Origin of the sequence: Pinisolibacter aquiterrae, from assembly GCF_019160155.1 — a bacterium.
GTDB classification, from domain to species: Bacteria; Pseudomonadota; Alphaproteobacteria; order Rhizobiales; family Ancalomicrobiaceae; genus Pinisolibacter; species Pinisolibacter aquiterrae.
Window position 1 is genome coordinate 121,102 of record NZ_JAFNIH010000042.1, and the last position, 23,159, is coordinate 144,260.

Sequence of the window (23,159 nt, forward strand, 5' to 3'; positions counted from 1 at the left end):
ATCCCCACGATCCCGAAGCAGCGCGGCCGATGAGAGAGCCTCACCCCCGATCGCGGTCGGTCCTCGGCCGGACCATGGCGAAATCTCGGCGATTACGGACCCATGTCGTGGCGGAACCACCGGGGCACGCCGGCCTCCGGCGATTGGGGAGAAGGGCGAAAGCGAACTTGAATCGCGCCGCGTCCACGGCTAGCGGTGGTGGTGTGCGGACGTGGCGAAACTGGTAGACGCACGAGACTTAAAATCTTGCGCCGCAAGGCGTGCGGGTTCGACCCCCGCCGTCCGCACCACCGTCGATCGCGAAGCGGCCCGTCGGCTCCGCTTCACCGCGGCCGTTGCGATCCCGTCCGCGCCTTCGCCCGCCCGGCGCTCGCCCGGTCGAGAAACGCCAGCGCGGCGGCGAGTTCGACGTCCTCGCCTCTCGCCTTCGCCATCGCCGTCTCGTAGGTGACCGGCACCCGGATCGTCGGCGCGACCCCGCCGACGCCGTGACGGCTGTCGATCAGGATGGTTCCGTCGCGATCGACCGCGCGCCCGTCGGGATAGTGGAGGACGTTGCCGCCGGGTAGCCGGATCTCGCCGCCGGCGAGCCCGAACGAGCCGCGCGTGCCGTGGAAACCGAGCGTCACGCCGCCCGGGCGCTCGCGCACGCAACGCGCCAGCCCCTCGCCGCTCGAGATCGTCATCGGATCGACGAGCGCGACCACCGGCCCGGCGAAGACCGGCTTCTCCGGCCGCACCGTCAGCCCGTCGACCACCGCGCCGGTGCGATCGTCGACCGTGAAGCGGCGGAACCGCCCGGTGTCGGCGTCGTAAAAGACGGTCGCCTCGTAGAAGACCGGGGTCCGCCGCAGCGTGCCGCAAATCCGCATCGCCAGGAGATCCCATCCCCCGTGATTGCCGCGCAGGTCGAGGACGAGGCCGTCGACCCTCTCGGCGCGGAACCCGAGGATGGCGCGCCGATAGGCGGCCCAGATCGCCTCAGGCCAACGCCCGAGATCGGAGAGGTCGGCGAGGATCGTGAGGCGGATGTAGCCGAAACGGCCGATCCGCCGGCTGGTGATCGGCACTTCGCCGGGATCGAGACGCGGTGCGAGATCGCGCAGAGCCGCCGGCCCGTCGCTCTCCGCGACCAGACGGACCCGCCGGTCCGGCGCTCCTTCGGCCCCCGCGAGGTCGATCTCGACGGCGGTGCCGATCGTGGCCCGGGTCATCAGCCGCGCCTGTTCGAGACGGCGGTGCTCATCGGTCGCCACCCGCGCGGCGGCGGCGAAACGCCCGAGATCGACCGCGCCGATCGCCTCGCCGATCGGCCGATCCCCCCAACGCGACACCACGTCGCCGGGCCGCATCCCCGCCCGCGCCGCCGGGCCGCCCGGCGCCACGGAGGCCGCGATCACCCGTCCGTCGTCGAGTTCGACGAGACCGATCCCGAAGGTCCCGCCCGAGGCCTCCGCCGTCAGCGCGTCGATCGCCGGCGCGACCGCGTCGTTGCGCGGCAGGTTGACGTGTCCGTCGTCGAGACCCGCGACATAGGCCTGCAGGGCCGCTCGATAGGCCTTGACGTCGCGGGCGGCGGCGGCCGCCTCGATCAGCGGCAGGATCCGGGCGCGGAGCCCCGGCCAATCGACGCCCTTCCACTCGGTGAAGGCATATTCCGCCGCGATCTTCTCGTGCATGCGCCGGAACGCCTCGACCTCGCCGAGGTCGGAGAAATCCGCCGGCGCCGTCCGACGGAGAGAGGCCGCGCCGGAGGCCTCGGCCCGCGCCGCCACCCCGCCCCAGGCGAGACCGAGGGCGAGCGCCGCCGCCGACAGGCACCACCGCGAGACGAACCGCTTCGAGAAGACCATCGGCATGATTGAAATCCCATCGACCATCGCGCCACCGCGACCCGCCGGAATCGTGCGACGGGCCCGCCGGATCCAGTCTATCGCGGCACGTCCCGCTCGGCTGCGACAAAACCGCCGCCGCCGCCCATGCCCCTCGGTTCGCCCCTCCCGCACCGCGACGCACGACAGGCGCGCCCGCGACGCATGGCTTCGCCGGATCCGCGCCATAGGAAGGATCCTTCCCGAAGATCGGCGAATTCGGTATCGATTTCCCCGAACGCACGAATTCTCGAGACGATCGGACGAATTTTCCAGACCACGAGTGTTCGTTTCGTCTTCGCGGGGTGACGCCGCCGGCCGTGCAGCCATGCACGAGCGGTTGGCGGCCATTCGCCCGCACCGCTCGCCATTCGTCGAATGACCGCCTACTCGAATTCCAGAAGCAGGTGGGCGCTCCACCTCCCGAATACGAGACCATCCCCATGACCGACTTGTCCGAAGCAGGCCGACCGTCGAATTCGGCGCGGCGTGTGCTCTTCGCCAGCCTCATCGGCACGACGATCGAGTTCTTCGACTTCTACATCTACGCGACCGCCTCGGTGATCGTGTTCCCGAAGCTGTTTTTCCCGACGTCGGATCCGACCTCGGCGGTGTTGCAGTCCTTCGCCACCTTCTCGATCGCCTTCTTCGCGCGCCCCTTCGGCGCCGCCCTCTTCGGCCACTTCGGTGACCGCATCGGCCGCAAGGCGACGCTGGTCGCGGCGCTGATGACCATGGGCCTCTCGACCATCGCCATCGGCCTCCTGCCGACCTACGCCTCGGTCGGCGTTCTCGCGCCGCTGCTGCTGGCGCTCTGCCGCTTCGGCCAGGGCCTCGGGCTCGGCGGCGAATGGGGCGGCGCGGTGCTGCTCGCCACCGAGAACGCCCCTCCCGGCAAGCGCGCCTGGTACGGCATGTTCCCCCAGCTCGGCGCGCCGATCGGCTTCATCTGCTCGAACGGCGGCTTCCTCCTGATGGCGGAGACCCTCACCGACGCGCAGTTCCTCGATTGGGGATGGCGCATCCCCTTCATCGCCTCGTCGATCCTGGTGGTGGTCGGCCTGTGGGTGCGCCTGCGCCTGACCGAGACGCCCGACTTCCGCCGCGCCATCGAGCGCGAGGAGCGGGTGCGCGTGCCGATCGCCAAGGTCTTCGCCACCCACAAGGCGCTGCTCCTCTACGGCACCATCGGCGCCGTCGCGACCTTCGTGCTGTTCTACATCATGACCGTCTTCGCGCTGAACTGGGGCACCACCGCGCTCGGCTACACCAAGGCGAACTTCCTGCCGCTGCAGCTTATCGGCGTGACCTTCTTCGGCCTGACCATCCCGCTCTCGGCGCTCGCCGCCGATCGCTTCGGCTATGTCCGCACGCTGATCTGGACCACCGCCGCGATGATCGTCTTCGGCCTGCTGCTCGGCCCGATCTTCGGCTCCGGCACCACCGTCGGCGTGCTGGTCTTCCTGATCGGCGGCTTCGCGCTGATGGGCTTCACCTACGGCCCGCTCGGCACGGCGCTCGCCGAGCCCTTCCCCGTGGCGGTGCGCTACACCGGCGCCTCGCTCGCCTTCAATCTCGCCGGCATCCTCGGCGCCTCGCTCGCCCCCTATGCCGCCACCATGCTGGCGACCACCTGGGGCCTCGGCGCGGTCGGCTGGTATCTGGCGATCGCCTCGGCCCTGACCCTGATCGCCCTCGTCGCCATGAACCGCGGCGACGATCGCGACGCCGTCTACGTCCCCGACGAGGTGGTGTGAACCCACCCCCTCACGATCGAACGAAGAGACCGCCGCCTTCTCCCCGAAGGCGGCGGTCTTCGTTTCGATCGGGGTCTCAGGGCGCGGCGCGGGACCCGCCCGGGTCTCACTCGCCCGCGCAGAGCTTTTCCAGGAAGCCGTAGCCGACCGCCGCGGCCGCCGGGCCGATCCCGTGGCCCTCGCCGGCGATCCGCGCGAAATCGACCTCCGCGCCCGCCGCCGCCAGCGCGTGACGGGCCGCGATCGCCTCCGAGATCGGGATGACGCCGTCGGCATCGCCATGGACGAGCAGGATCGGCTTGCCCTCGAGCGACGCGACGGGGTCGCGCGCCAGCCGCCCGGAGAAGCCGAGCACGCCCGCGAAATGCCGCCCGCGCACCAGCGCGTCGAGCGCCATGATCGTGCCCTGGCTGAAGCCGACCAGAACCGTGCGCTCCGCCGTCGTCCCCGCCGCCCCGATCGCCGCGTCGACCACCGCGTCGAACCGCGCCGCCGCCGCCTCGACCCGCGCCGGCCGATTGGCCGCCGTCACGCCGAGCACCGAGAACCACTGCCGCCCGACCGCCGCCTGATCGAAGGGCTCGGGCGCGTCCGGCGACACCGCCGCGACGCCGAGGCGCGCGCCCCAGGCCTTCGCCAGCGGGGCCAGATCGTCGCCGGACGAGCCGACGCCGTGCAGGAAGATCAGGAGATCGACGAAGGCGGTTCTGGCGGACATGGAAACCTCTCGGGATGCGACGCGAAAACCTATCGTGTCACGGACGCGCCGAGGATCCGCCCCCTCGGACACACTCCGTTCGCGTTTCCCGAACGACTGATGTGGCAGTGCAACATGACCTCATGCATCGCCGGTCACGGCAGGAGCCCGACGATCACCGGCACCAGGATCGCGGTGACGATCGCGTTGAGCCCCATGGCGATGCCGGCGAAGACGCCGGCGATCGGATGGACCATGAAGGCCCGCGCCGTGCCGAGCCCATGGCTGGCGAGCCCGACGGCGAAGCCGCGCGCCGCCCAGTCGCGAATGCCGAGCGCGTTCATCGTCGGCGTCACCACCACCGCGCCGATGATGCCGGTGGTGATCACCAGGGCCGCCGTCAGCGCCGGCAGCCCGCCGAGGCTCTCGCTGATCGCCATGGCGACCGGCGCCGTCACCGACTTCGGCGCCAGCGACACCACCACCGCCCGCGAGGCGGAGAAGGCCGAGGCGATGCCGATCGCCGAGACGATCGCCACCACCGAGCCGACCACCAGCGCGCCGACCATCGGCACGATCTCCCGCCGCACCACCGCGCGATTGCGCCAGAGCGGCACGCCGAGCGCCACCGTCGCCGGGCCGAGCAGGAAGTGGACGAATTGCGCCCCCTCGAAATAGGCCTTGTAGGGCGTCCCGGTGAGGCGCAGCACCGCGCCGACCAGCACGATCGCGATCAGCACCGGATTGACCACCGGATGGCGGCCGAACGCCAGCGCGATCCGGTCGGAGACGAGCCAGACCACCACCGTCAGCGTCAGCCAGAACAAGGGATCGGCCGACAGATAGACCCAGAGCGAGGAGGCGGTCACGGCGTCTCCTCCTCACCGCCGCGTCCCATCGCCCGCTTGATCAGCCGGAAGGTCGCCACCGTCGCCAGCATCGTCACCACGGTGGAGACCACCAGCGTGACGACGATCGCCGCTCCCTGCGCCGCGATCAGGTCGAGATATTGCACCACCCCGACGCCGGCCGGGACGAAGAGGATCGCCAGCGACCCCAGCAGTCCGTCGGCGACCCGGCCGAGCGGCGCCTCGGCCGCGACCGGATCGCTCCCGCCCATCCGCGCCCAGATCGCCAGCCCCACGACCAGGAAGGCCATGCCCAGAACCGGCCCCGGCACCGGCAGGCCGAGCCCGCGCGCGGTCACCTCCCCGGCCAGTTGCAGCACCAACAAAATGGCGAATCCGGCGATCATCGACAGGCTCCCGAGGGTTGCTGGGCCGCCCCGGCGCCCGCGCGGGCGAGGCGAGTCCTTCCGCCTCACACTGCCCCAGCCGATCCGCCGGGTCGAGATCCCGCCGCGTGCCGTCGCGGCACCGGCCGCAACCCGGCGGGTGGCTCGAGGGATTTGTGCATACAAAAGAAACCAAGAACGATTTTTCCGGAGTGTTGCAGAGAATGGACAGACTTCACGGCAATGCTGCAGTATGATGCTTGCGAGTTCGGTTCGGATCGAGGAGTTTCGACATCATGAAGACTCTCGCTTACCTCATGGGTTCCCTCGTCGGTCTGACCATGGCGGCGCAGGCCGCGGACATGGCGCGCCCGGCCCCCGTGGTCGCCCCCCCGCCGATGGTCACGGCCTACAATTGGACCGGCTTCTATGCCGGTATCGTCGGCGGCTACGGCTTCGGCGACGGCATCCGTCATCATCAGCAACCGGCGACCTACAGCAGCAACTTCGACATTCGTGGCGGCCTGATCGGCGCGACGGTCGGCTACAACTACCAGATCGACAACTACGTCCTCGGTCTCGAAGCCGATTACGCGTGGTCGGGCATCAAGGGCTCGACGAGCGGCAACTGCGCCGCGCCGGGCTGCTACACCGACATCCGCTCCTTCGGCACCGTCCGCGCCCGCGCCGGCTATGCCTTCGACCGCTTCCTGCCCTATGTCACCGGCGGTCTCGCCATGGGCGACGTGAAGGCGCATGTCGGCACCGGCGGCCTGTCCGGGTCGGAGTTCAAGGCCGGTTGGACGGTCGGCGCCGGTATCGAGGCGGCCGTCTGGCAGAACATCACCGCCAAGGTCGAATATCTCTACTTCGATCTCGGCAACGCCCAATATGCGACGGCCCCGAACATCGAGACCAACGCCAAGGGCAGCGTCATCCGCGCCGGCCTGAACTACCGCTTCTGAGACCTCGCCTCCGGGCTCGTCTCCACGCCTCTCTTCGAACCCGGCCCCACGGCCGGGTTCGTCGTCTTCGGACGCGCGGGATCGGCGTGGCGTCACCCATCGCCCCGTCTCTCCCCCCGTCTTTCCAACGCGCGCGCGGCGGACGATGATGCGGCCTCGAAAGGGAGCCCCCGCGATGATCCTCACTCTGGTTCGATTCCGCCTCGACGATCCGATGACCCTCGAGGAGGCCGCGCGCCGCTTCGCGCTGTCGGCGCCGAAATACCTCGACCTGCCCGGCCTCGTCCGCAAACACTACGTCCGCTCCGACGACGGGCTCACCGTCGGCGGCGTCTATCTGTGGAAGACCCGCGCCGCCGCCGAGGACTGCTATGCCGGCGAGTGGCGCGAGCGCGTCCGCATCCTCTACGGCGTCGAGCCGGAGATCGAATGGTTCGAGACCCCGGTCGGGGTCGACAACGTGCTCGGCACGATCATCTGACCCGGCGGAGCGAGCCCATGCAGGACGATCGCGTCACCCTCGTCTCCGACGAGCTTTCCGCCGACGTCTCGCCGCTCGGCGCCGAACTGGTCCGCCTCGACGACGCGGTCGGCAATCCGCTCCTGTGGAACGGCGATCCGGCCTTCTGGACCGGCCGCGCGCCGCTGCTCTTCCCCATCGTCGGCGGCCTCGCCGGGGGCACCTTCCGCCATCGCGGCCGGGCCTGGACGCTGCCCCGCCACGGCTTCGCCCGCCGCTCGACCTTCGCCCTCGTCGATCGCGGCACGGCGCACGTCACCTTCCGCCTCGAGACCTCGGCGGAGACGCTCGCCCATTGGCCCTTCGCGTTTCACCTCGACGTCACCCATGCCCTCGACGGCGCCCGGCTCACAACCACCGCCGAGGTCGCCAATCACTCCGACGAACCGATGCCGACCGCCTTCGGCTTCCATCCCGCCCTCCGCTGGCCGCTCGCCGGGGCCGGCCCGCGCGCCGCGCACCTCGTCCGCTTCGCCGCGCCCGAGACCGCGCGCATCCGCCGCCTCGACGCCGACGGCCTGATCGATCCCGAACCGCGCGCCACCCCGCTCCACGGCGACACGCTCGCCCTCGAGGACTCCCTCTTCGCCGAGGACGCGCTGATCTTCACGGACCTGAAGAGCCAAAGCGTCGTCTATGGCGCCGGCGAGGTCCGGCTGCGTGTCGACTTCCCCGACATGCCCCATCTCGGCCTGTGGACCAAACCGGGGGCGCCGTTCCTCTGCATCGAGCCGTGGCAGGGCTGGGCCGACCCGGCCGGGTTCGCCGGCGAGATCACGGCGAAGCCCGGCATGGTCACGCTCGCGCCCGGAGAAACGCGCCGATTTTCCATGAGTGTCACCTTGGAATTCGCCGCGCCCTGACCCATCTCTCTCGCAGTTGCGAAAGGACCGCTCCGGAGGTATGAGAGAGGTCTGATATTTCGTCGGCAGAGCGTCGTCGTCGGCGACGTCTCTCCTTCAGGAGAATGACATGTTCGGCTTGTTCGGAAGATCCGCTCCCGTGAAGACCCTGACCCCGCCCGAGGCTCATCAGCTCGCCAAGGACGGCAAGGTGCTGCTGGTCGACGTGCGCGAGGCTCACGAGTGGGCCGCCGGCCACGCGCCCGGCGCCTATCACGCCCCGCTGTCGAAGCTCGCCCAGACCGCCACCGCCATCCCGACCGACAAGCCGGTGGTGTTCTACTGCATGATGGGCGGCCGCTCCGCCCAGGCGGTCCAGATCTGCCAGAAGCTCGGCCTGCCGCACGACACCCACATGGGTGGCGGCATCGGCGCTTGGCGCATGCACGGCCTGCCGCTCTCCATGTGAGACCGACGGCTCGGGCGGCGTCTGGTCGCGACCGGCGCGGACCTCTATGAAGGGGGCCGCCCCCGACGACCGGAACCGACGATGCCGAACCTCACCTCCCCGACCGACGAAGCCGCGACGGCCCGCGCCGCCGCGGCTCTTCTCGTCGCCGGCACCCTCGCGCGCCTGCTCCTCGCCGTCCTGGTCGAGCCCGGGCTCGACGAGGCCTATGCCATGGCGGTGGCGCGGGTCTGGCAGGGCTCGTGGTTCGATCACCCGCCGATGACCTTCTGGACGGTCGAGGCGATGCGCGCCCTCGCCGCGCCGGTCGCCGGACCCGACCCGGCCGCCTGGATCCTGCGGCTCCCCTTCGTCCTCGCCTTCACCGCGACGTCCTGGGCGCTGTGGGACCTGACCCGCCGCCTCTGGGGCGCGCGGGCGGCGCTCTGGACCCTGGTCGCGCTGACGCTCGCGCCCTTCTTCCTGGTCTCGGCCGGATCCTGGCTGGTGCCCGACGGGCCGCTCGTCCTGTTCCTGGCGCTGTCGGCCCGGGCGCTCGCGATCCTGCTCTTCGAGGCGCCCGATCGCCCCCGCGAACGCCGCCTCTGGCTCGGCCTCGGCCTGACGCTCGGCCTCGCCGGCCTCTCCAAATACCACGCCGCCCTCTTCGCGGTGGCGGCGCTCGCCTTCGTCGTCGCCACGCCCCACCGCCGCCGGCTCGCCAGCCCCTGGCCGTGGATCGCCGTGGCGCTCGCCGTCGTGGTGGTGTCGCCGGTGATCCTGTGGAATGCCGGGAACGACTGGGTCTCCTTCGCCTTCCAGGCCGGACGCGGCGGCGGCGGAGGCACGAATTGGATCGGCTTCGGCCGCGCCCTCCTCGGCCAGCTCGCCTATCTCGGCCCGTGGACGGCGATCGGCGCCCTCCTCGCCGCCGGCGCGGCGCTCCGCGCCGATCGCCGCATCGACGGCCCCGCCGCCTTCCTCGTCGCCCTCGCCGTCCTGCCGATCGTCCTCTTCACGGCGGTGCCGCTCCTCGGCGGCGACAGCCTGCCCCATTGGCAGATGCCGGGTTGGCTCTTCCTGCTGCCGCTGCTCGGCCGCGCGATCGCGCAAGCCGAGACCCGCGCCGCGAGGCGCATCCCCGGCCTCGCCCGCCTCTTCGCGCGGATCGCGGCCGGCCTCCTCGCCGTCGCCGCCCTCGCCGTCGCCCTCTTACGGATCTTTCCGCCGACGCCCGAGATCGTCGCCCGCTTCCGCCTCGAGAAGCCGCTCGCCGAGGCGACCTCCTGGACCGGCCTCGCCGCCGCCCTCGACGCGCGCGGCCTCCTCGCCCGAGACGCCGCCGGCCGTCCGCCGGTGGTGATCGCCTTCCGCTGGATGGAGGCGGCACGCCTCGGCGAGGCCTTGGGTTCGCGCGCCACCGTCGCCGTCTTCGACGACGACCCGCGCGGCTTCGCCTTCCTCTCCGATCCGAGAAGCTTCCTCGGCCGCGACCTCGTGCTGATCGGCCGGCCCGAGACCTTCGCCCGCGGCCTCGCCGCCAACGCCGGCCGTTTCGCCCACATCGACGCGGAAGCGCCGATCCGCGTCGGCCTCGGTGGGCGCCCCCTGGTCGAACTCGACGTCGCGCTCGGCCGCGATCTGAAGACCGCCCCGACGCTCCCCTATCCGAAGCGCCCCTGAGGCGGAATCACCCGCCCAGAAACGACGAAGGGCGAGCCTCACGGCCCGCCCTTCGGTTCGCTCGAAACCCCCGAAGCTCTCGCGATCACGGCATCCGATCGGCGACCGGCGGCAGGAACTTCGTCGTGTAGACGTCCTCGGCCTTGGGCGGCGTCGCGATCTTGTAGGCGGCGACCGCCACGTCGATCGACTGCTGCATCCGCGCCGGATCGACCGTGCCGAAGCCGGCCTTCTTGATCCCGTCGGTGAACATCGAGCGATCGAGCACGAACTTCAGCCGCGCCTTCTCGAGCTCGATCTTGGCGAGCGGATCGACCAGCGTCAGCGTCTTCGCGGCCGCGTCGGGGTCCTTGGCGACGGCCTTGAGGCCGGCGATCGTGGCGCGCACGAAGGCGGCGACCACCTCCGGGTTCTTCTCGGCGAAGTCCTTGCGCACGATCACGGTCGAACCGTAGAGGTCGAGCCCGTTGTCGGGGAAGGAGAAGACGACGATGTCGTCGGCCGGCACGCCGACGCCGGTCAGGTTGAAGACCGAGGTCGAGGCGAAGCCGGTGATCGCGTCGACCTGGCCCTGGACCAGCATGGTCTCGCGCAGCTGCGGCTGCATCGAGGTCCAGGTGATCGTCGCGGGGTCGATGCCGTTGGCCTTGGCGAAGGCCGGGAACATCAGACGCGAGGAATCCGCTTCCGGCGAACCGATCTTGCGGCCCTCGAGCTCCTTCGGCGTCTTGATGCCCGACTTCTTCAGCGTGATCAGCGAATTCAGCGTCTTGTCGAAGATCTGGCAGACGCCGAGCACGGTGTTGGTCGGGTTCTCGGCATCGAACTTGATCACCGCGTTGATGTCGGAGAAGCCGATGTCGTAGGCGCCGGAGGCGACCTTGGTGACCGCGTCGCCCGAGCCGTAGCCGCGATCGATCTTGACCTTGAGCCCTTCCTTCTCGAAGAGCCCCTGCGCCTGAGCCACGGTCCAGACCGCGTGATTGCCCTGCACCGCCCAGTCGAGCGTGAACTTGACCTCCTTCAGATCCGCCGCTCCGGCGAGCGCGGGCGCGAGGAGGACGAGCGCGGTGGAAAGACCGGCGCCGAGAAATGCCTTCCGGGTGAAGCTCGAGATCGACATGGGGCTCCCCTGATGCCAAGGAGGGTGCGCTCGGCCCGTGCCGAGGCGATCGCCTATTTGTAATGCAGCCCACGAAAGTGTCACCCGAAAATCGGGCGCCGGAGATCCCCCATGCGCTTTTCCACTCCTCTCGTCGCCGGCCGGCTGCTGCGCCGCTACAAGCGCTTCCTCGCCGACGTGGTGATCGAGGCGACCGGCGAGGAGGTCGTCGCCCATTGTGCCAACTCCGGCTCGATGCTCTCGCTCGCCCGCCCCGACGCCCGCGTCTGGCTGCAGAAGTCCGACGACCCGAAGCGCAAACTCGCCTGGAGCTGGATCCTCGAGGAGACCCCGGCCGGCGACTGCGTCTGCATCGACACCTCCCGCCCCAATGCGATCGTCGCCGAGGCGATCGCCCTCGGGCAGATCCCCGCCCTCGCCGGTTTCGCGACCCTGCGCCGCGAGGTCAAATACGGGAAGAACTCCCGCATCGACATCCTGCTCGAGGATCCGGCGAAGGGCCGCTGCTGGGTCGAGGTGAAGAACACCACCCTGTCGCGCGTCCCCGGCCTCGCCGAATTCCCCGACGCGGTGACGACGCGCGGCGCCAAGCACCTCGACGAACTCTCCGCCCGAGTGGCGATGGGCGACCGCGCCGTGATGGTCTATCTGGTGAACCGTCCCGACTGCGACCGTTTCGCCCTCGCCGCCGACGTCGATCCGGCCTATGCCGAGGGCTGGCGGGAGGCGCGCGATCGCGGCGTCGAGCGCCTCGTTCTCGCCTGCGCCACGAGCCCGGAGGGGATCGAGATACGCGCGAAAATCGCGGTCGACCCGTGACGCGCGGCTGGAATGTCGCAATTCGTTCTGGAAAGCGGCGTCAGAGCCTATAAATAGAAACCCGGACGCGTCCCCCTGTGCCTCGCGTCCCCCGCGAGCCCAAGACATCGGACGCTTCATGGTCACCTACGTCGACGACGCCACCGCCCCCCTCAAGAACACCGGCGCCATCCGCCTCTATGGCCCGGAGGCCTTCGAAGGCCTGCGCAAGGCGGGGCGCTTCGCCGCCGAATGCCTCGACGCGGTCACCGAGCTGGCCCGCCCCGGCGTGACCACCCAGGAGATCGACGACTTCATCTTCGCCTATGCGGTCGATCGCGGCGCCCAACCGGCGACGCTGAACTATCGCGGCTACAACAAGTCGGTCTGCACCTCGATCAACCACGTGGTCTGCCACGGCATCCCCAACGACAAGCCCCTGCGCGACGGCGACATCGTCAACATCGACGTCACCTTCGTCCTCGACGGCTGGTATGGGGATTCCTCGCGCATGTACCCGATCGGCGAGGTGAAGCGCGCCGGCCTGCGCCTGATCGACGTCACCTACGAGAGCCTGCTGCTCGGCATCGCCGCCGTGAAGCCGGGCAACACCACCGGCGACATCGGCCACGCCATCCAGACCTATGTGGAAGCCGAGCGCTGCTCGGTGGTGCGCGACTTCTGCGGTCACGGCATCGGGCGTCTCTTCCACGACACGCCGAACATCCTCCACTACGGCGAACCCGGCGAGGGCGTGCCGCTGAAGCCCGGCATGGTCTTCACCATCGAGCCGATGGTGAACCTCGGCCGCCCGCACGTGAAGGTGCTCTCCGACGGCTGGACGGCGGTCACCCGCGACCGTTCGCTCTCCGCGCAGTTCGAGCACATGCTCGGCGTCACCGAGACCGGCTGCGAGGTCTTCACCTTCTCGCCGAAGGGGCTTCACAAGCCGCCCTACGTCGTCTGAGGATGAAGCCGGAAGCGGCTCGAATCGGGGGTGGAGCGATGGGCGGTTTCGACGAGATCGCGGGCGGCGACCCGCCCGATGCCGAGCCGATCGACCATCGCCATGGTCACCGCGAACGCCTCAAGGCGCGCTTCCGCGACGCCGGCGCCGACGCTCTGCCGGATTACGAGCTGCTCGAGCTCCTGCTCTTCCGCTCGATCCCGCGCCGCGACGTGAAGGCGCTCGCCAAGGAGCTGATACGCCGCTTCGGCTCCTTCGCCGAGGTGCTCGGCGCGCCGGTCGAGCGTCTGACCGAGGTGCCGGGCATCGGCGAGGCGGTGGCGACCGACCTGAAGCTCGTCCGCGCGAGTGGCCTGCGCATGGCCAAGGGCGAGGTGCGCAAGAAGACGGTCCTCTCGTCCTGGTCCCAGGTGCTCGACTATTGCCGCTCGGCGATGGCCTTCGAGACCCGTGAACAGTTCCGCATTCTCTTCCTCGACAAGCGCAACGGCCTGATCGCCGACGAGGTGCAACAGACCGGCACCGTCGACCACACGCCCGTCTACCCGCGCGAGATCGTCAAACGGGCGCTGGAACTTTCGGCTTCCGCGATCATCCTCGTCCACAACCACCCCACTTGGGCTTTTTGATCACTCTCAATCACGCACCATCATACTGAAACACAACGGCTTTTAGACTTGTCGTAGAGTCGGTCATTGTGGCATATTGGGGGCGGTTTTAAGGGGGTCAAGCTCCTTTTGGACCCCAGTCGCCGACCCCACGAACCCATCGCGCGACCCCACTTGGAAGCCGACGGAGAACCCCAATGCCGAGCCTTTCAGATGGAGAAATTCGCAAGGCACTAAAGCAGGTGGAAGCGACCGGTAGGCAGATCAGCCTCGTTGACGGCGAGGGCCACGGAACCGGACGCCTCGTCCTCGTGCTGAAGCCCATGCCCACCCGCGTGACCGCTGACTGGATGGCGCAGCAGTGGCGCGATGATAGGCGCCTCAAGAAAAAGCTCGGCTCATATCCGTCGATGACACTCAGCAAGGCGCGCGAGGTGTTCAACCGCGACTTCGCAGAGAGAATCCAGAAGGGCCGCAGCATCAAGATTGCTGGCGATACCCGACCAGGAACGGTTGCCGACCTCTTCGACGCGTATGTCGCCTACCTCAAGGACGGGGGAAAGCCGTCCTGGAAAGAGGCTGAAAAGGGCCTCAACAAAATCGCCGACACGCTCGGGCGCAACCGCCCGGCCCGCGACATCGAACCGGATGAGATCACGGAGATCATCCGCCCCATCTATGAGCGCGGAAAACGCTCAATGGCGGATCATGTACGCAGCTATATTCGATCTGCCTTTAGCTGGGGCCTGAAATCCGAACACGACTATCGCTCCACCGCCGCGCGTCGCTTCCGGCTGACCCTCAACCCTGCCGCAAGTATACCGACGGAACCTAAGACGATAGGAACACGCTGGCTGAGCGAAGAAGAGTTCGTTCGGCTCTACCGCTGGCTGGAGTGCCCCGACACTCCGGTTCATCCTTCCTACGCCCGCGCTGTCCAGATCATCATGCTGACCGGCCAGCGCGTCGAGGAGATCGCCCGCCTCCATGTCGATCAGTGGGACGCCAGGGAGCGGATCATTGACTGGACCAAGACCAAGAACCTTCAGCCGCACGCCGTACCAGTGCCGCCTCTTGCCGCGGAACTAATCGAGTCGATCATCCCGAACGAATACGGCTGGTTCTTCCCCTCCGCCAAAGATCCATCGAAGCCCGTCAGCCACGGCACACTCTATAGCTTCATCTGGCGTCAGCGAGATCGCGGGGTGATCCCCCACGCGACCAACCGCGATCTCCGTCGCACCTTCAAGACCTTGGCCGGTAAGGCCGGAGTTCCGAAGGATATCCGCGATCGTCTCCAAAACCACGCCTTGCAGGATGTCAGCTCGAAACATTACGACCGCTGGAACTACATGGTTGAGAAGCGCGGCGGCATGGCGAAATGGGATAAGTTCGTCCGCGCCATGCTCGCCAAAAAGCGACTGAAGGCAGCGTGAGCCTCCAGCGTCTCATGTCCGCTCCGCGCGCCCAATGCCAGTGAAGTTTGCCCATGATCATCGAGGCCTTCCATGGGCGAGACTCATCACCGTGCGTCCGGCACTGGCCCCTACTCTCGAGCCGAACCAAGGGCGGAAGCCGCGGCAGCCGATCATGTCTCGGCCCGCGACACGCGAAGGTTCGAGAAGAACGCCTCCGTGCCGATGTCGACGAACAGCCCGATGGCCCCCTCCATCGGATCTGCCTTCGCCTCCGGGATCGACAGCACGACCCGTCCATCGACCGACGCCGTGACGGATCGCCCGGCGATGTCCAGTCTCAGCGTCGCCCAGTTGTCCGGCCCGATGTCGGCGGCCGCCTCGTAGCGTCCGTCGGGATACTCCGCGCGCAACCGCTCGTAACGCCAGTCGGGATAGGCGAAATACTGCACCGCCCGCTGGCGGCGTGGTGCCGGCGGATTGGTCCTCAGGCCGTTCAGCGGCCGTAGATAGACCGCCTCGAACCGCGTGTCGCCCTCGCCGATACGATAGGCGAGCCCGGCGAAGCCGCGGGCGTAGTCCGGCGCGTGGGCGTTCGGACGGGCGAGAATATCGACGCAGACGGTGCCGTCCGTCAGAGCCACCGGCAACCGCACGAAGGTCGGCATGTCGATGTAGTGGATGCCGGGCCGCCCCTCGAGCAACACCTCGTCGGTCAACGACACCCGCAAGGCTCGTCGCCCTGCGACCACGGCAGGCGTCGCTCGCACGGACCTGAGCGTCGCTCCGGTGGGCAGATCGGCGAGATCGAAGCTCCAATGTTGTTGTTCAGTCCGCATTAACGCCCTTCCTTTGCAGTTCATTGCCAGACTTCGACCGCCCGAACAGTGGTTCGAGCAGCCGAAATCCGCATGGATCACGTCGGACGCCCCCGTCCGACGCGTTCGACCGATCAGAAGCTCGCCCAAGCCGGGGCAACCGTCGGACCGCGACCGAGGAAATAGCCGAAGGCGATGTTCATCATGCCGATCGGCTCGAGATAACGGGCATTGCCGAGCGGCCCGGCGTCGACCGGCTCGAACCCGGCCGAGGCCGCCAGTTCCGTGACCTTGGCCTTGGCCGCCGCATCGTCGGCCGCAACGAAGACCTGAAGCGGCCGGGCGGCACGCGCTTCGCGCGGCAACAACTGGGCGAAGACGGTGTTGAACGCCTTGACCACGACCGCCTTGCCGACGAGCGCCTGGATCTCTTCCGCCGCCGAGGTGGTGTGGCCGATGACGAGACCCGAGAAGTCGGGCTTCAGCGGATTGCTGATGTCGACGACGACTTTGCCCGACAGGTCGCCCGCCTCCTTCAGCGCCTCGGCCGCCGCTCCATAGGGCAAGGCGAGGACGACGATGTCGGCGAGCTTGACGGCGGCGGCAATGCCGCCACCCTGCACCTGCGAACCGATCTCGGCCGCGAGCGCCGCCGCCTTTTCCGGCTGCCGAGCGCCGATGACGACCTGATGACCGGACGAGGCGAAGAGGCGAGCGAGGCCGGCGCCCATGTTCCCGGCTCCGATGACGGCGATGTTCATGACGAATGCTCCAATGTGTTCGTGTCGATAGCGCAACCGTAATTGCATGTGATTCATTCAAAAATGGGCGATAAATAGGATCACTGGAAACGGAGTGTTTCAAATGGATCGCCTCACCAGCATGGCCATCTTCGTCAAGACGGTGGACCTCGGCTCGTTTTCGGCCGCCGCCGATGCACTCGACATGTCGTCGCAACTGGTCGGCAAACACGTGCAGGTGCTGGAGAGCCATCTCGGTGTTCGCCTCCTCAACCGAACCACGCGGCGGCAGAGCCTGACGGAGATCGGCCGGGTCTTCTGCGAGCGCGCGCGCAACATCCTCGCCGAGGTCGAGGCCGCCGAGGCGCTCGCCGCCGAGACCCGCGTCACGCCGCGCGGCAAATTGCGCGTCAACGTGCCGGTGACCTTCGGCGTCCATGCCTTGGCGCCGAACCTCACGGACTATCTCGACCGCTACCCCGAAGTTTCCGTCGACCTGGTCCTGTCCAACCGCTATGTCGACGTGATCGAGGAAGGCTACGATGTCGTCTTCCGTGTCGGAAAGCTGGTCGACAGCAGTCTCATCGCGCGACGCCTGCAGCCCTATCGCCTCGTACTCTGTGCCGCCCCCGCCTACCTCGCCCGCCGGTCGCCCCCGGCAACACCGATGGATCTGAGGCACCACGTTTGTCTCGGCTTCAGTTTCGGCACGCTGAGCACGCATTGGGAACTCGATGGCCCGGACGGCCGCATCACGGTGCCGATCGATGGTCGCATCACGATGGACGACGGCGAGGCGCTGCTGTCCGCCGCTCTCGCCGGCCTCGGCGTGCTTCTGCAATCCTCGGAGATGGTCGAACCGTTGATCGCGGCGGGCAAACTCGTCCGCTTGTTGCCAGACTACGAGGCGCCCGCAAGACCGTTCCACCTGCTCTACGCCCCGGACCGCCGCCCGACGCCGAAGCTGCGCAGTTTCGTCGATTGGGTGACCGAACGGTTCGCCGATCCGCCGAAAAAGTGAATGTGCGACCGGGGATGTCGAAGCACTCGGAATGGAGCCGGGTCGGCTTCCGAAGGGGTCAAGCCGATCGTGCGGATCGGCTCATTGCGATGGCCATGTCGAGCAGATTCTTCAGTGCGGGATTACGATTGTGTGGTGACCAGACGGCGCTGAATCGAGCCTGTTCGACCTCGTCGGCGATCGGGCGAAATGCGATGCCGGAAACCGACATATGCTTGGCCGTCTCGCTGGCGGGAGCCACGCCTTCGCCGGCCGCGATCATGTGCATCAACGTATCTCGCTCCACGTCGCAGCGACGGATGTGGGGAGATTTTCCGCACTCGACGATTCGGCATACGACATGTTCGAAAAGCTGCGGGCCTGCTCCTCCGGTCCGGATCAGAAACGTATTCGGTGCGAGGTCCAGCCAAGAGACGCTTTCGTTGACCACCAACGGATGATCGGCCGGCAATGCGATCAGGAACGGTTCCGACCACAAGCGTTTCGAATGGCAATCGGGCGCATCGACGGGTTCGAGAACGAAGGCCACATCGAGCTTACCGTCCCGCACCAGAGAGATCGTTTGCGCCGAGGGACCTTCCACCACGATCTGCTCGACGTCCGGATAGGTCTCTCTGAACCGGGCTCGCAGGTTTGCGAGGAAGCCGCCCGAGATGGACGAAATCAGACCGATGGCGAGATGGCCGACCACACCGGACGAAGCCGCACCTGCGGTCTTGATGGCGAGGTCCAGATGCGCGATGCCGGCCGAAACCTCGACCACGAATTGCCGTCCGACTTCGGTGAGGCGGACACCCCGATGGCGTCGTTCGAACAAGAGGATGCCGAGAGCTTCCTCCAGTGCCTTGATCCGGGCGCTCACGCTCGACTGCGTGACGCCGAGCGCATGGGCCGCATGGCGGAAGTTCAGATATTCGGCGACGACCAAGACCTGCATCAGAGAGACAAGAGAGATGCGCCCGCTCGAAGGAGCCGTTTTTCCAACCCGAGCCTCCCGGCCAGATTTTTGAGCATGCCGCCGCATCGCAACCGTCGCCAAGAAACACCAAGCATCCAATCCGGAATTCAACACATGCCATACAATTCAATGCATTATGTCGATTTCCGAATGTCGATTCCATCTCGTGAATGCAGAACGCCATGCACTACTGCGTGGGCGTTGCCGGGCGTTTGTCTGCCCATTCCGGCGGCGCGCCGACCTTGTCGGCGACGGCGCCCACGAGTCCGGGCGCGCGGCCGAACACGTCGCAGGCCTCGTACTTGGGCTTTCCGCCGAACCACGATTGCAGACGCTGCCCCGATGGCAGCGACAGGTCCAGGCCCTCAGGCTCCTTGCCGATCTCGAGCATTCGTGAAAACTCGTCCCCGAACTTGACTGCGAGACCATAGGCGTCGCCGACCTCGGAAACCCGAGGGTTGTTCTGAAGCGAGTTGGCGCCGCGCGCCCACACCATCGCCGCCCGCTGGACCCCGGCGCCATCCACGGCTTCCGCCTCGACGGAAAGCCCTCCCAACCCCACGGGGAGGCGAGGAACGCCGACGGGCAGAACCACGCTGGTCCCCAGCGATACCGCGGTCGAGACGCCGGCCATGGTCTTGTTGGTCGGGACGATGTCGGTGACGACTGCCCGCACGGTCAAATCGGCGATCTGGCCTGCGGGCAACATCTGATACTTGTCGCTGAGGGCGATGCAGAGCGCCCGATCGATGGCATTGGCGACGAGGACGCGATCCGCCTCCGAGTCGGTGAGCGACGACATGCTGGGTGAGAAAGTCGTCGGCACGATGCGGGCGGTCTTCATCGACGCCAGACCGGCGCCATCCACATAGGCTCGCGTTTTCGACAGGTTTCCTTTCGGCGGACCGAGCCTGTCGTAGGACGACAGCGTACCGCCTTCCTTCAAGGGCACCGAGGCACAGCCGGCGATCGCCAGCAGCAGGGGCAGTACCGAGCTCAAAACTCTCAGCTGAATCATCGGCGGTTCACCCGACCGCCGGTTGGATCGGGTCGATCGAAGGACAGCTGCTCATGTCTCTGGTCTCCATCGCGGACGTTTTCGCATCGGAGACTGAGGCGGAAGAATTGCCTCAACATTACGTGCTGCTCCGGAAGATCACCCAATCGGATCACGAAGACCCACCGGCAGCAGAAAGGATGGATTTTCCATCCGAAGATCATGATCGACACCGATCGGCGGTCGCGGTTTCATGCCGCAGAAACGAGATGAAGTCAGCCATACCGACAGAGATCGCCGCTGCGCTAGAGCCGAATCCTGACGGTTGTTCCGCTCGAGCCACTTTCCATCGTGACCTCTCCACCGTGATTGGCGACGACCTGCCTCACCAGACTCAAGCCGAGCCCCGCCCCCTCGCTTCGCGGGGCGACGCGATAGAACGGCTCGAACACCAGTTCGAGATGTTCGGCCGGAATGCCCGGCCCTTCATCGGCGACGGCGATCTCGCCGTCCGCCGCGACCGATACGGAGATCATTCCGGCGTTGCCGCCGTGATCGATCGCATTGCGGACCAGATTTCCGATGGCGCCGGAAAGGGCAAACCGGTTGCCCGGGCGCTCGAGCCTGTCCGGCCCATTCCTGAACGCGATCTCGTATCCCGCCGCTATCGCGAGCGGCGCCAGATCGGCGACCGCGTTGCGCGCGACATCGACGAGATCGACTGTATCCTGACGGTCGGTCGCCTGATCGTTGCGTTCGAAGTCGAGAAGTTGCTCGGCGGTCGCACCCAGCCGAGCCACGTCACGCAACAGCCGTTCGCGGTCCGGTCCATCGGCCATGCCTTCGATGCGTGTCTGCATGATCGCAATCGGGGTGCGGAGTTCATGGGCCGCATCGATCAGGAAGCGCTGGCGTTTCCGGAATTCGCGTTCGAGGCGATCGAGAACACCGTTGAACGCCACCACGAGCGGAGCGATCTCCTTCGGGATGCCCTTGGTGCGAAGCCGCACCTCCTGCCGGCGCGGCTCGATCTCGGAGGCCTCTCGGGCGACTTCTCTCACGCCGGCGAGCCCACGACGCACGACCCGAGGAATGGTGAAGAACACCGACGGCAGCGAAATCGCCAGCAGGGGAACATAAATCGGGTAGAGCTTCCTGAGCATCGTCAGCATGTTGTCGGTGGTGTCGGTGTTTCCTCCGTACATCACCCGGACCTCGCCGAGAGACGTCTTGAAACCGTCGATGGACGCGGTCTCCTGCGTGTCCTTGGCCCCGCGTATGTCCGCATCCTTCATCAGCCGCACATAGGGTGCCAAACCGGCATACTGCGCCGGTACTGCACCGTAGGTGACCACCTCGCCATCGGACGTCGCAGCGACGAACCAGAGCCGGTCGTTTTCCGTTTTGAACGCCTGGAGGCGTGGCGTGTCGCCGACGACGATCCGGCCCCCGGGATCCCGCGTGAGGGCCTCGTCGAGCGCGGTGGCCAGTTTGTCTTCCAACGCCACGTTCGGCGACAGAATGACGGCTCCGTAAGCGGAGAGGCCGACGATCACCACGGTGACGACGGCGACGAAGACGAGGCTGAGTTGCCAGCTCAGTTTCCACCAGAGCGACGGGTTCGGGGTGTTCGTATCCGCCATCAGTCTTCCTTCAGGAGATAGCCGACGCCGCGGATGTTGTGAATCGTGACCCCGGCCCCGGCATCGAGCAGACGCTTGCGCAGCCTGGAGATGTGCGCATCGAGCGCATTCGACTGGATCTCTTCTTCGTAATTGTAGACCGCCGCTTCGAGGACCGAACGAAGAACGGTCCGACCTCGGCGCTTGGCCAGCGTCACCAGAACCAGTAGCTCGCGGCGCGGTAGCTCGAGAGGGGTCGCCTCGACGGCCACGCTCAGATGCAACGGGTCGATGACCATCCGCCCGGTGACGATCTGCGGTTCGATGAGTCCGGCGGGGCGTCGCAGGACGGCACGCAACCGGGCCATCAGTTCCTCGACCAGGAACGGTTTGCCGAGATAGTCGTCCGCGCCCGTGTCGAGGCCCGTGACCCGCTCGCTCGGTTCGTTGTGCGCCGTGAGGACGATGATCGGCGTCTCGATGCCGCTCCGCCTCAACTTCGGAATGAAATCCAGCCCCTCGCCGTCCGGCAGACGCCGATCGAGCAGGATGGCGTCATAGGTGTTCTGGCGCGTCAGTTCCGCCGCATCGGCGAGACACATCGTGTGATCGATCACGACGCCCTGCTTGCCCAGCGCGGTAGACAGGGCTTCCGCCATCTCTTTTTCGTCCTCGACCAGTAGTATTCTCATGTCTCTCGCGCCCGCCCCTCGCTCTTCTTGTCGACCATAAGGGTTGCGGCAACATTGCGCGCCCCCGAAAACCTTCGGGTAATGCTGCTGCAACGGTCGAGCGCTACCGGTAGCGACAAATCGGTGCGCCGAGATGGCATTTCCTGCGCGAATGTCGCGGTTCGAGGAAAATCGTCTGCAGGCGCCCGGGCTTCCTGTCGATCGCGTGAAGAAGGACCGAGCCGCATGGCGCGCAAATGGGTGAAAGGGTTGATAGTCGGCACCTTTCTCATCGGCGGACTCTCTACCGGCCTCGTTTATTTCGACCGGCGCGGCGGGACACTCGATGCGATTGCCGCACGCCGTGTCCCCGGAGAAACCTCCGAGTCGGCAAACCGTGAGATCAAACCGCTCGAGCTGGCAACCGTCGAGGTCGTCACGGTGAAGCCGACTTCGATGACGGAACGGGTGCGTGCGAGCGGCGAATTGAAGCCGATCGACCGCGTCGTCCTCAGATCGAAGGCCGCCGGGACCGTCACGGAAGTGAACGCGCGCGCGGGCCAGCGGATCTCGGCCGGAGAGGTGCTGGTGAGATTCGCCGTCGAGGAATTGACGGCGAGTCTCGCACTACAGGACAGCAACCTCGACGGCGCCCAGGCAGAACTCCTCCGAGCCGAACAGACACTCGATCGCGTCGAGCTGCTCGTGCGCAAGAGCATCTTGCCGAGAGATCAGCTCGAGAAGGCTCGCAGTGATGCCACGAGTGCCCGGGCCAGAGTGCAGGGGCTCTCCGCACAGATCGACATCGCGAGAACCGCCTTGCGCAATGCCAAGATCACGGCGCCTTTCGACGGGATCGTCGCGAGCCGCGCCGTCGACCCCGGTACCGCGACCGCTTCCAACGCCGAGCTCATGACCGTCGTCGACACATCGGCGCTGGAGGCCGAAGTGCTCGTCTCGACGCGGGACATATCCCGCCTCGAGGCCGGTCAGACCGCAGAACTTCAAATCGACGGACGGGAAGACGGGCCGCTGATCGGAACCGTCGATCGGATCAATCCTGCCGCCAACGAGGGGTCGCGTTCCGTGGCTGTCCATGTGCGCCTGGACAATGCCGAGAGGCACCTGTGGGGCGGGATGTTCGCGACCGGCTCGATACTGGTCCGCGAACGCAAGGACATGTTCGTCCTTCCCGCGACGTCGCTGCGCGAGGATGACCGAGGGGCCTTCGTGCTCACGCTCCATGACGGCAGGCTCGTCCGCAAGGCGGTCACGATCAGGTCGCGCTGGCGCGGCGGCACCGAGGTCGAAGTTGGTGGCGTCAACGCCGGTGACGTCGTCGTCGCCTCCCCCCTTCCCGAGATGAAGCCCGGCGTGGCAGCCGTCGTTGCACAGGCGGACTAA

Annotated in this window: 23 protein-coding genes and 1 tRNA gene; 13 read left to right on the top strand and 11 right to left on the bottom strand. The window is 67.3% G+C overall.

Features of this window, described 5'->3' with window-relative positions; all coding sequences use genetic code 11:
- Positions 1 to 205: 205 nt before the first annotated feature.
- Positions 206 to 290: transfer RNA gene (locus J3S89_RS18315), tRNA-Leu, on the top strand.
- A 33-nt stretch (positions 291 to 323) separates the two neighbouring features.
- Here the strand turns inward: J3S89_RS18315 and J3S89_RS18320 are convergent.
- Complete coding sequence (locus tag J3S89_RS18320; RefSeq protein WP_217929347.1) at positions 324 to 1,859, bottom strand: S41 family peptidase; 1,536 nt, start codon at positions 1,857 to 1,859, stop codon at positions 324 to 326.
- A gap of 455 nt (positions 1,860 to 2,314) precedes the next feature.
- Here J3S89_RS18320 and J3S89_RS18325 point away from each other — a divergent pair, with 455 nt between their 5' ends.
- The gene (locus J3S89_RS18325; protein ID WP_217929348.1) at positions 2,315 to 3,628 is read left to right on the top strand and encodes an MFS transporter; all 1,314 of its coding nucleotides are present in this window, start codon (positions 2,315 to 2,317) and stop codon (positions 3,626 to 3,628) included.
- A gap of 106 nt (positions 3,629 to 3,734) precedes the next feature.
- Here J3S89_RS18325 and J3S89_RS18330 read toward each other — a convergent pair whose 3' ends face one another.
- The 3 genes from J3S89_RS18330 to J3S89_RS18340 all read right to left on the bottom strand — a co-directional run bounded on the left by J3S89_RS18330 (position 3,735) and on the right by J3S89_RS18340 (position 5,580).
- Complete coding sequence (locus J3S89_RS18330) at positions 3,735 to 4,346, bottom strand: alpha/beta hydrolase (protein WP_217929349.1); 612 nt, start codon at positions 4,344 to 4,346, stop codon at positions 3,735 to 3,737.
- 134 nt (positions 4,347 to 4,480) lie between these two features.
- Positions 4,481 to 5,194 (bottom strand): LrgB family protein, encoded by a 714-nt coding sequence (locus J3S89_RS18335; protein ID WP_217929351.1) that lies wholly within the window; start codon positions 5,192 to 5,194, stop codon positions 4,481 to 4,483.
- Complete coding sequence (locus J3S89_RS18340; RefSeq protein ID WP_217929352.1) at positions 5,191 to 5,580, bottom strand: CidA/LrgA family protein; 390 nt, start codon at positions 5,578 to 5,580, stop codon at positions 5,191 to 5,193. Before J3S89_RS18340 ends, J3S89_RS18335 begins: the two co-directional genes overlap by 4 nt.
- A gap of 275 nt (positions 5,581 to 5,855) precedes the next feature.
- Between J3S89_RS18340 and J3S89_RS18345 the strand changes: the two genes are divergently transcribed.
- The 5 genes from J3S89_RS18345 to J3S89_RS18365 all read left to right on the top strand — a co-directional run bounded on the left by J3S89_RS18345 (position 5,856) and on the right by J3S89_RS18365 (position 10,017).
- Positions 5,856 to 6,524: an outer membrane protein gene (locus J3S89_RS18345; protein WP_217929353.1), complete on the top strand. Its 669-nt coding sequence runs from the start codon at positions 5,856 to 5,858 to the stop codon at positions 6,522 to 6,524.
- A 175-nt stretch (positions 6,525 to 6,699) separates the two neighbouring features.
- Positions 6,700 to 7,005, top strand: a complete 306-nt coding sequence (locus J3S89_RS18350; protein ID WP_217929354.1) for a monooxygenase — start codon at positions 6,700 to 6,702, stop codon at positions 7,003 to 7,005.
- Positions 7,006 to 7,022: 17 nt separating this feature from the next.
- Positions 7,023 to 7,907 carry an aldose 1-epimerase family protein gene (locus J3S89_RS18355; RefSeq protein ID WP_217929355.1) on the top strand — a complete coding sequence of 295 codons (885 nt, stop codon included), beginning with the start codon at positions 7,023 to 7,025 and terminating at the stop codon, positions 7,905 to 7,907.
- A 139-nt stretch (positions 7,908 to 8,046) separates the two neighbouring features.
- Complete coding sequence (locus J3S89_RS18360) at positions 8,047 to 8,355, top strand: rhodanese-like domain-containing protein (RefSeq protein WP_217929356.1); 309 nt, start codon at positions 8,047 to 8,049, stop codon at positions 8,353 to 8,355.
- An 81-nt stretch (positions 8,356 to 8,436) separates the two neighbouring features.
- A complete protein-coding gene (locus tag J3S89_RS18365) occupies positions 8,437 to 10,017 on the top strand; it encodes a glycosyltransferase family 39 protein (protein ID WP_217929357.1) in 1,581 nt (526 codons plus the stop codon).
- An 85-nt stretch (positions 10,018 to 10,102) separates the two neighbouring features.
- On the opposite strand, the gene J3S89_RS18370 is transcribed toward J3S89_RS18365, so the two are convergent.
- Positions 10,103 to 11,140: an ABC transporter substrate-binding protein gene (locus J3S89_RS18370; protein ID WP_217929358.1), complete on the bottom strand. Its 1,038-nt coding sequence runs from the start codon at positions 11,138 to 11,140 to the stop codon at positions 10,103 to 10,105.
- 111 nt (positions 11,141 to 11,251) lie between these two features.
- Here J3S89_RS18370 and sfsA point away from each other — a divergent pair, with 111 nt between their 5' ends.
- From sfsA to J3S89_RS18390, 4 genes are all read left to right on the top strand, one after another.
- A complete protein-coding gene (gene sfsA, locus J3S89_RS18375) occupies positions 11,252 to 11,959 on the top strand; it encodes a DNA/RNA nuclease SfsA (protein ID WP_217929360.1) in 708 nt (235 codons plus the stop codon).
- 118 nt (positions 11,960 to 12,077) lie between these two features.
- Positions 12,078 to 12,905 (top strand): type I methionyl aminopeptidase, encoded by an 828-nt coding sequence (map, locus tag J3S89_RS18380; RefSeq protein ID WP_217929361.1) that lies wholly within the window; start codon positions 12,078 to 12,080, stop codon positions 12,903 to 12,905.
- 38 nt (positions 12,906 to 12,943) lie between these two features.
- The gene (locus J3S89_RS18385) at positions 12,944 to 13,534 is read left to right on the top strand and encodes a JAB domain-containing protein (protein WP_217929362.1); all 591 of its coding nucleotides are present in this window, start codon (positions 12,944 to 12,946) and stop codon (positions 13,532 to 13,534) included.
- Between the two features lie 176 nt (positions 13,535 to 13,710).
- Positions 13,711 to 14,949, top strand: coding sequence for a tyrosine-type recombinase/integrase (locus J3S89_RS18390; protein ID WP_217929363.1), 1,239 nt, complete (start codon positions 13,711 to 13,713; stop codon positions 14,947 to 14,949).
- A 152-nt stretch (positions 14,950 to 15,101) separates the two neighbouring features.
- On the opposite strand, the gene J3S89_RS18395 is transcribed toward J3S89_RS18390, so the two are convergent.
- Positions 15,102 to 15,848: a hypothetical protein gene (locus tag J3S89_RS18395; RefSeq protein ID WP_230489224.1), complete on the bottom strand. Its 747-nt coding sequence runs from the start codon at positions 15,846 to 15,848 to the stop codon at positions 15,102 to 15,104.
- A gap of 32 nt (positions 15,849 to 15,880) precedes the next feature.
- Complete coding sequence (locus tag J3S89_RS18400) at positions 15,881 to 16,507, bottom strand: NADPH-dependent F420 reductase (RefSeq protein ID WP_217929364.1); 627 nt, start codon at positions 16,505 to 16,507, stop codon at positions 15,881 to 15,883.
- Between the two features lie 103 nt (positions 16,508 to 16,610).
- Here J3S89_RS18400 and J3S89_RS18405 point away from each other — a divergent pair, with 103 nt between their 5' ends.
- Positions 16,611 to 17,507 carry a LysR family transcriptional regulator gene (locus J3S89_RS18405; RefSeq protein WP_217929365.1) on the top strand — a complete coding sequence of 299 codons (897 nt, stop codon included), beginning with the start codon at positions 16,611 to 16,613 and terminating at the stop codon, positions 17,505 to 17,507.
- 58 nt (positions 17,508 to 17,565) lie between these two features.
- Here the strand turns inward: J3S89_RS18405 and J3S89_RS18410 are convergent, their stop codons facing one another.
- The 4 genes from J3S89_RS18410 to J3S89_RS18425 form a co-directional block, all read right to left on the bottom strand.
- Positions 17,566 to 18,546, bottom strand: a complete 981-nt coding sequence (locus tag J3S89_RS18410; RefSeq protein ID WP_238483869.1) for a LysR family transcriptional regulator — start codon at positions 18,544 to 18,546, stop codon at positions 17,566 to 17,568.
- A gap of 106 nt (positions 18,547 to 18,652) precedes the next feature.
- Positions 18,653 to 19,483 carry a DUF3313 domain-containing protein gene (locus J3S89_RS18415; protein WP_217929366.1) on the bottom strand — a complete coding sequence of 277 codons (831 nt, stop codon included), beginning with the start codon at positions 19,481 to 19,483 and terminating at the stop codon, positions 18,653 to 18,655.
- A 284-nt stretch (positions 19,484 to 19,767) separates the two neighbouring features.
- Positions 19,768 to 21,105 (bottom strand): sensor histidine kinase, encoded by a 1,338-nt coding sequence (locus J3S89_RS18420; RefSeq protein WP_217929367.1) that lies wholly within the window; start codon positions 21,103 to 21,105, stop codon positions 19,768 to 19,770.
- Positions 21,105 to 21,776, bottom strand: a complete 672-nt coding sequence (locus J3S89_RS18425; RefSeq protein ID WP_217929368.1) for a response regulator transcription factor — start codon at positions 21,774 to 21,776, stop codon at positions 21,105 to 21,107. Before J3S89_RS18425 ends, J3S89_RS18420 begins: the two co-directional genes overlap by 1 nt.
- Before the next feature lie 225 nt (positions 21,777 to 22,001).
- On the opposite strand from J3S89_RS18425, the gene J3S89_RS18430 reads away from it, so the two are divergent.
- A complete protein-coding gene (locus J3S89_RS18430) occupies positions 22,002 to 23,159 on the top strand; it encodes an efflux RND transporter periplasmic adaptor subunit (RefSeq protein WP_217929370.1) in 1,158 nt (385 codons plus the stop codon).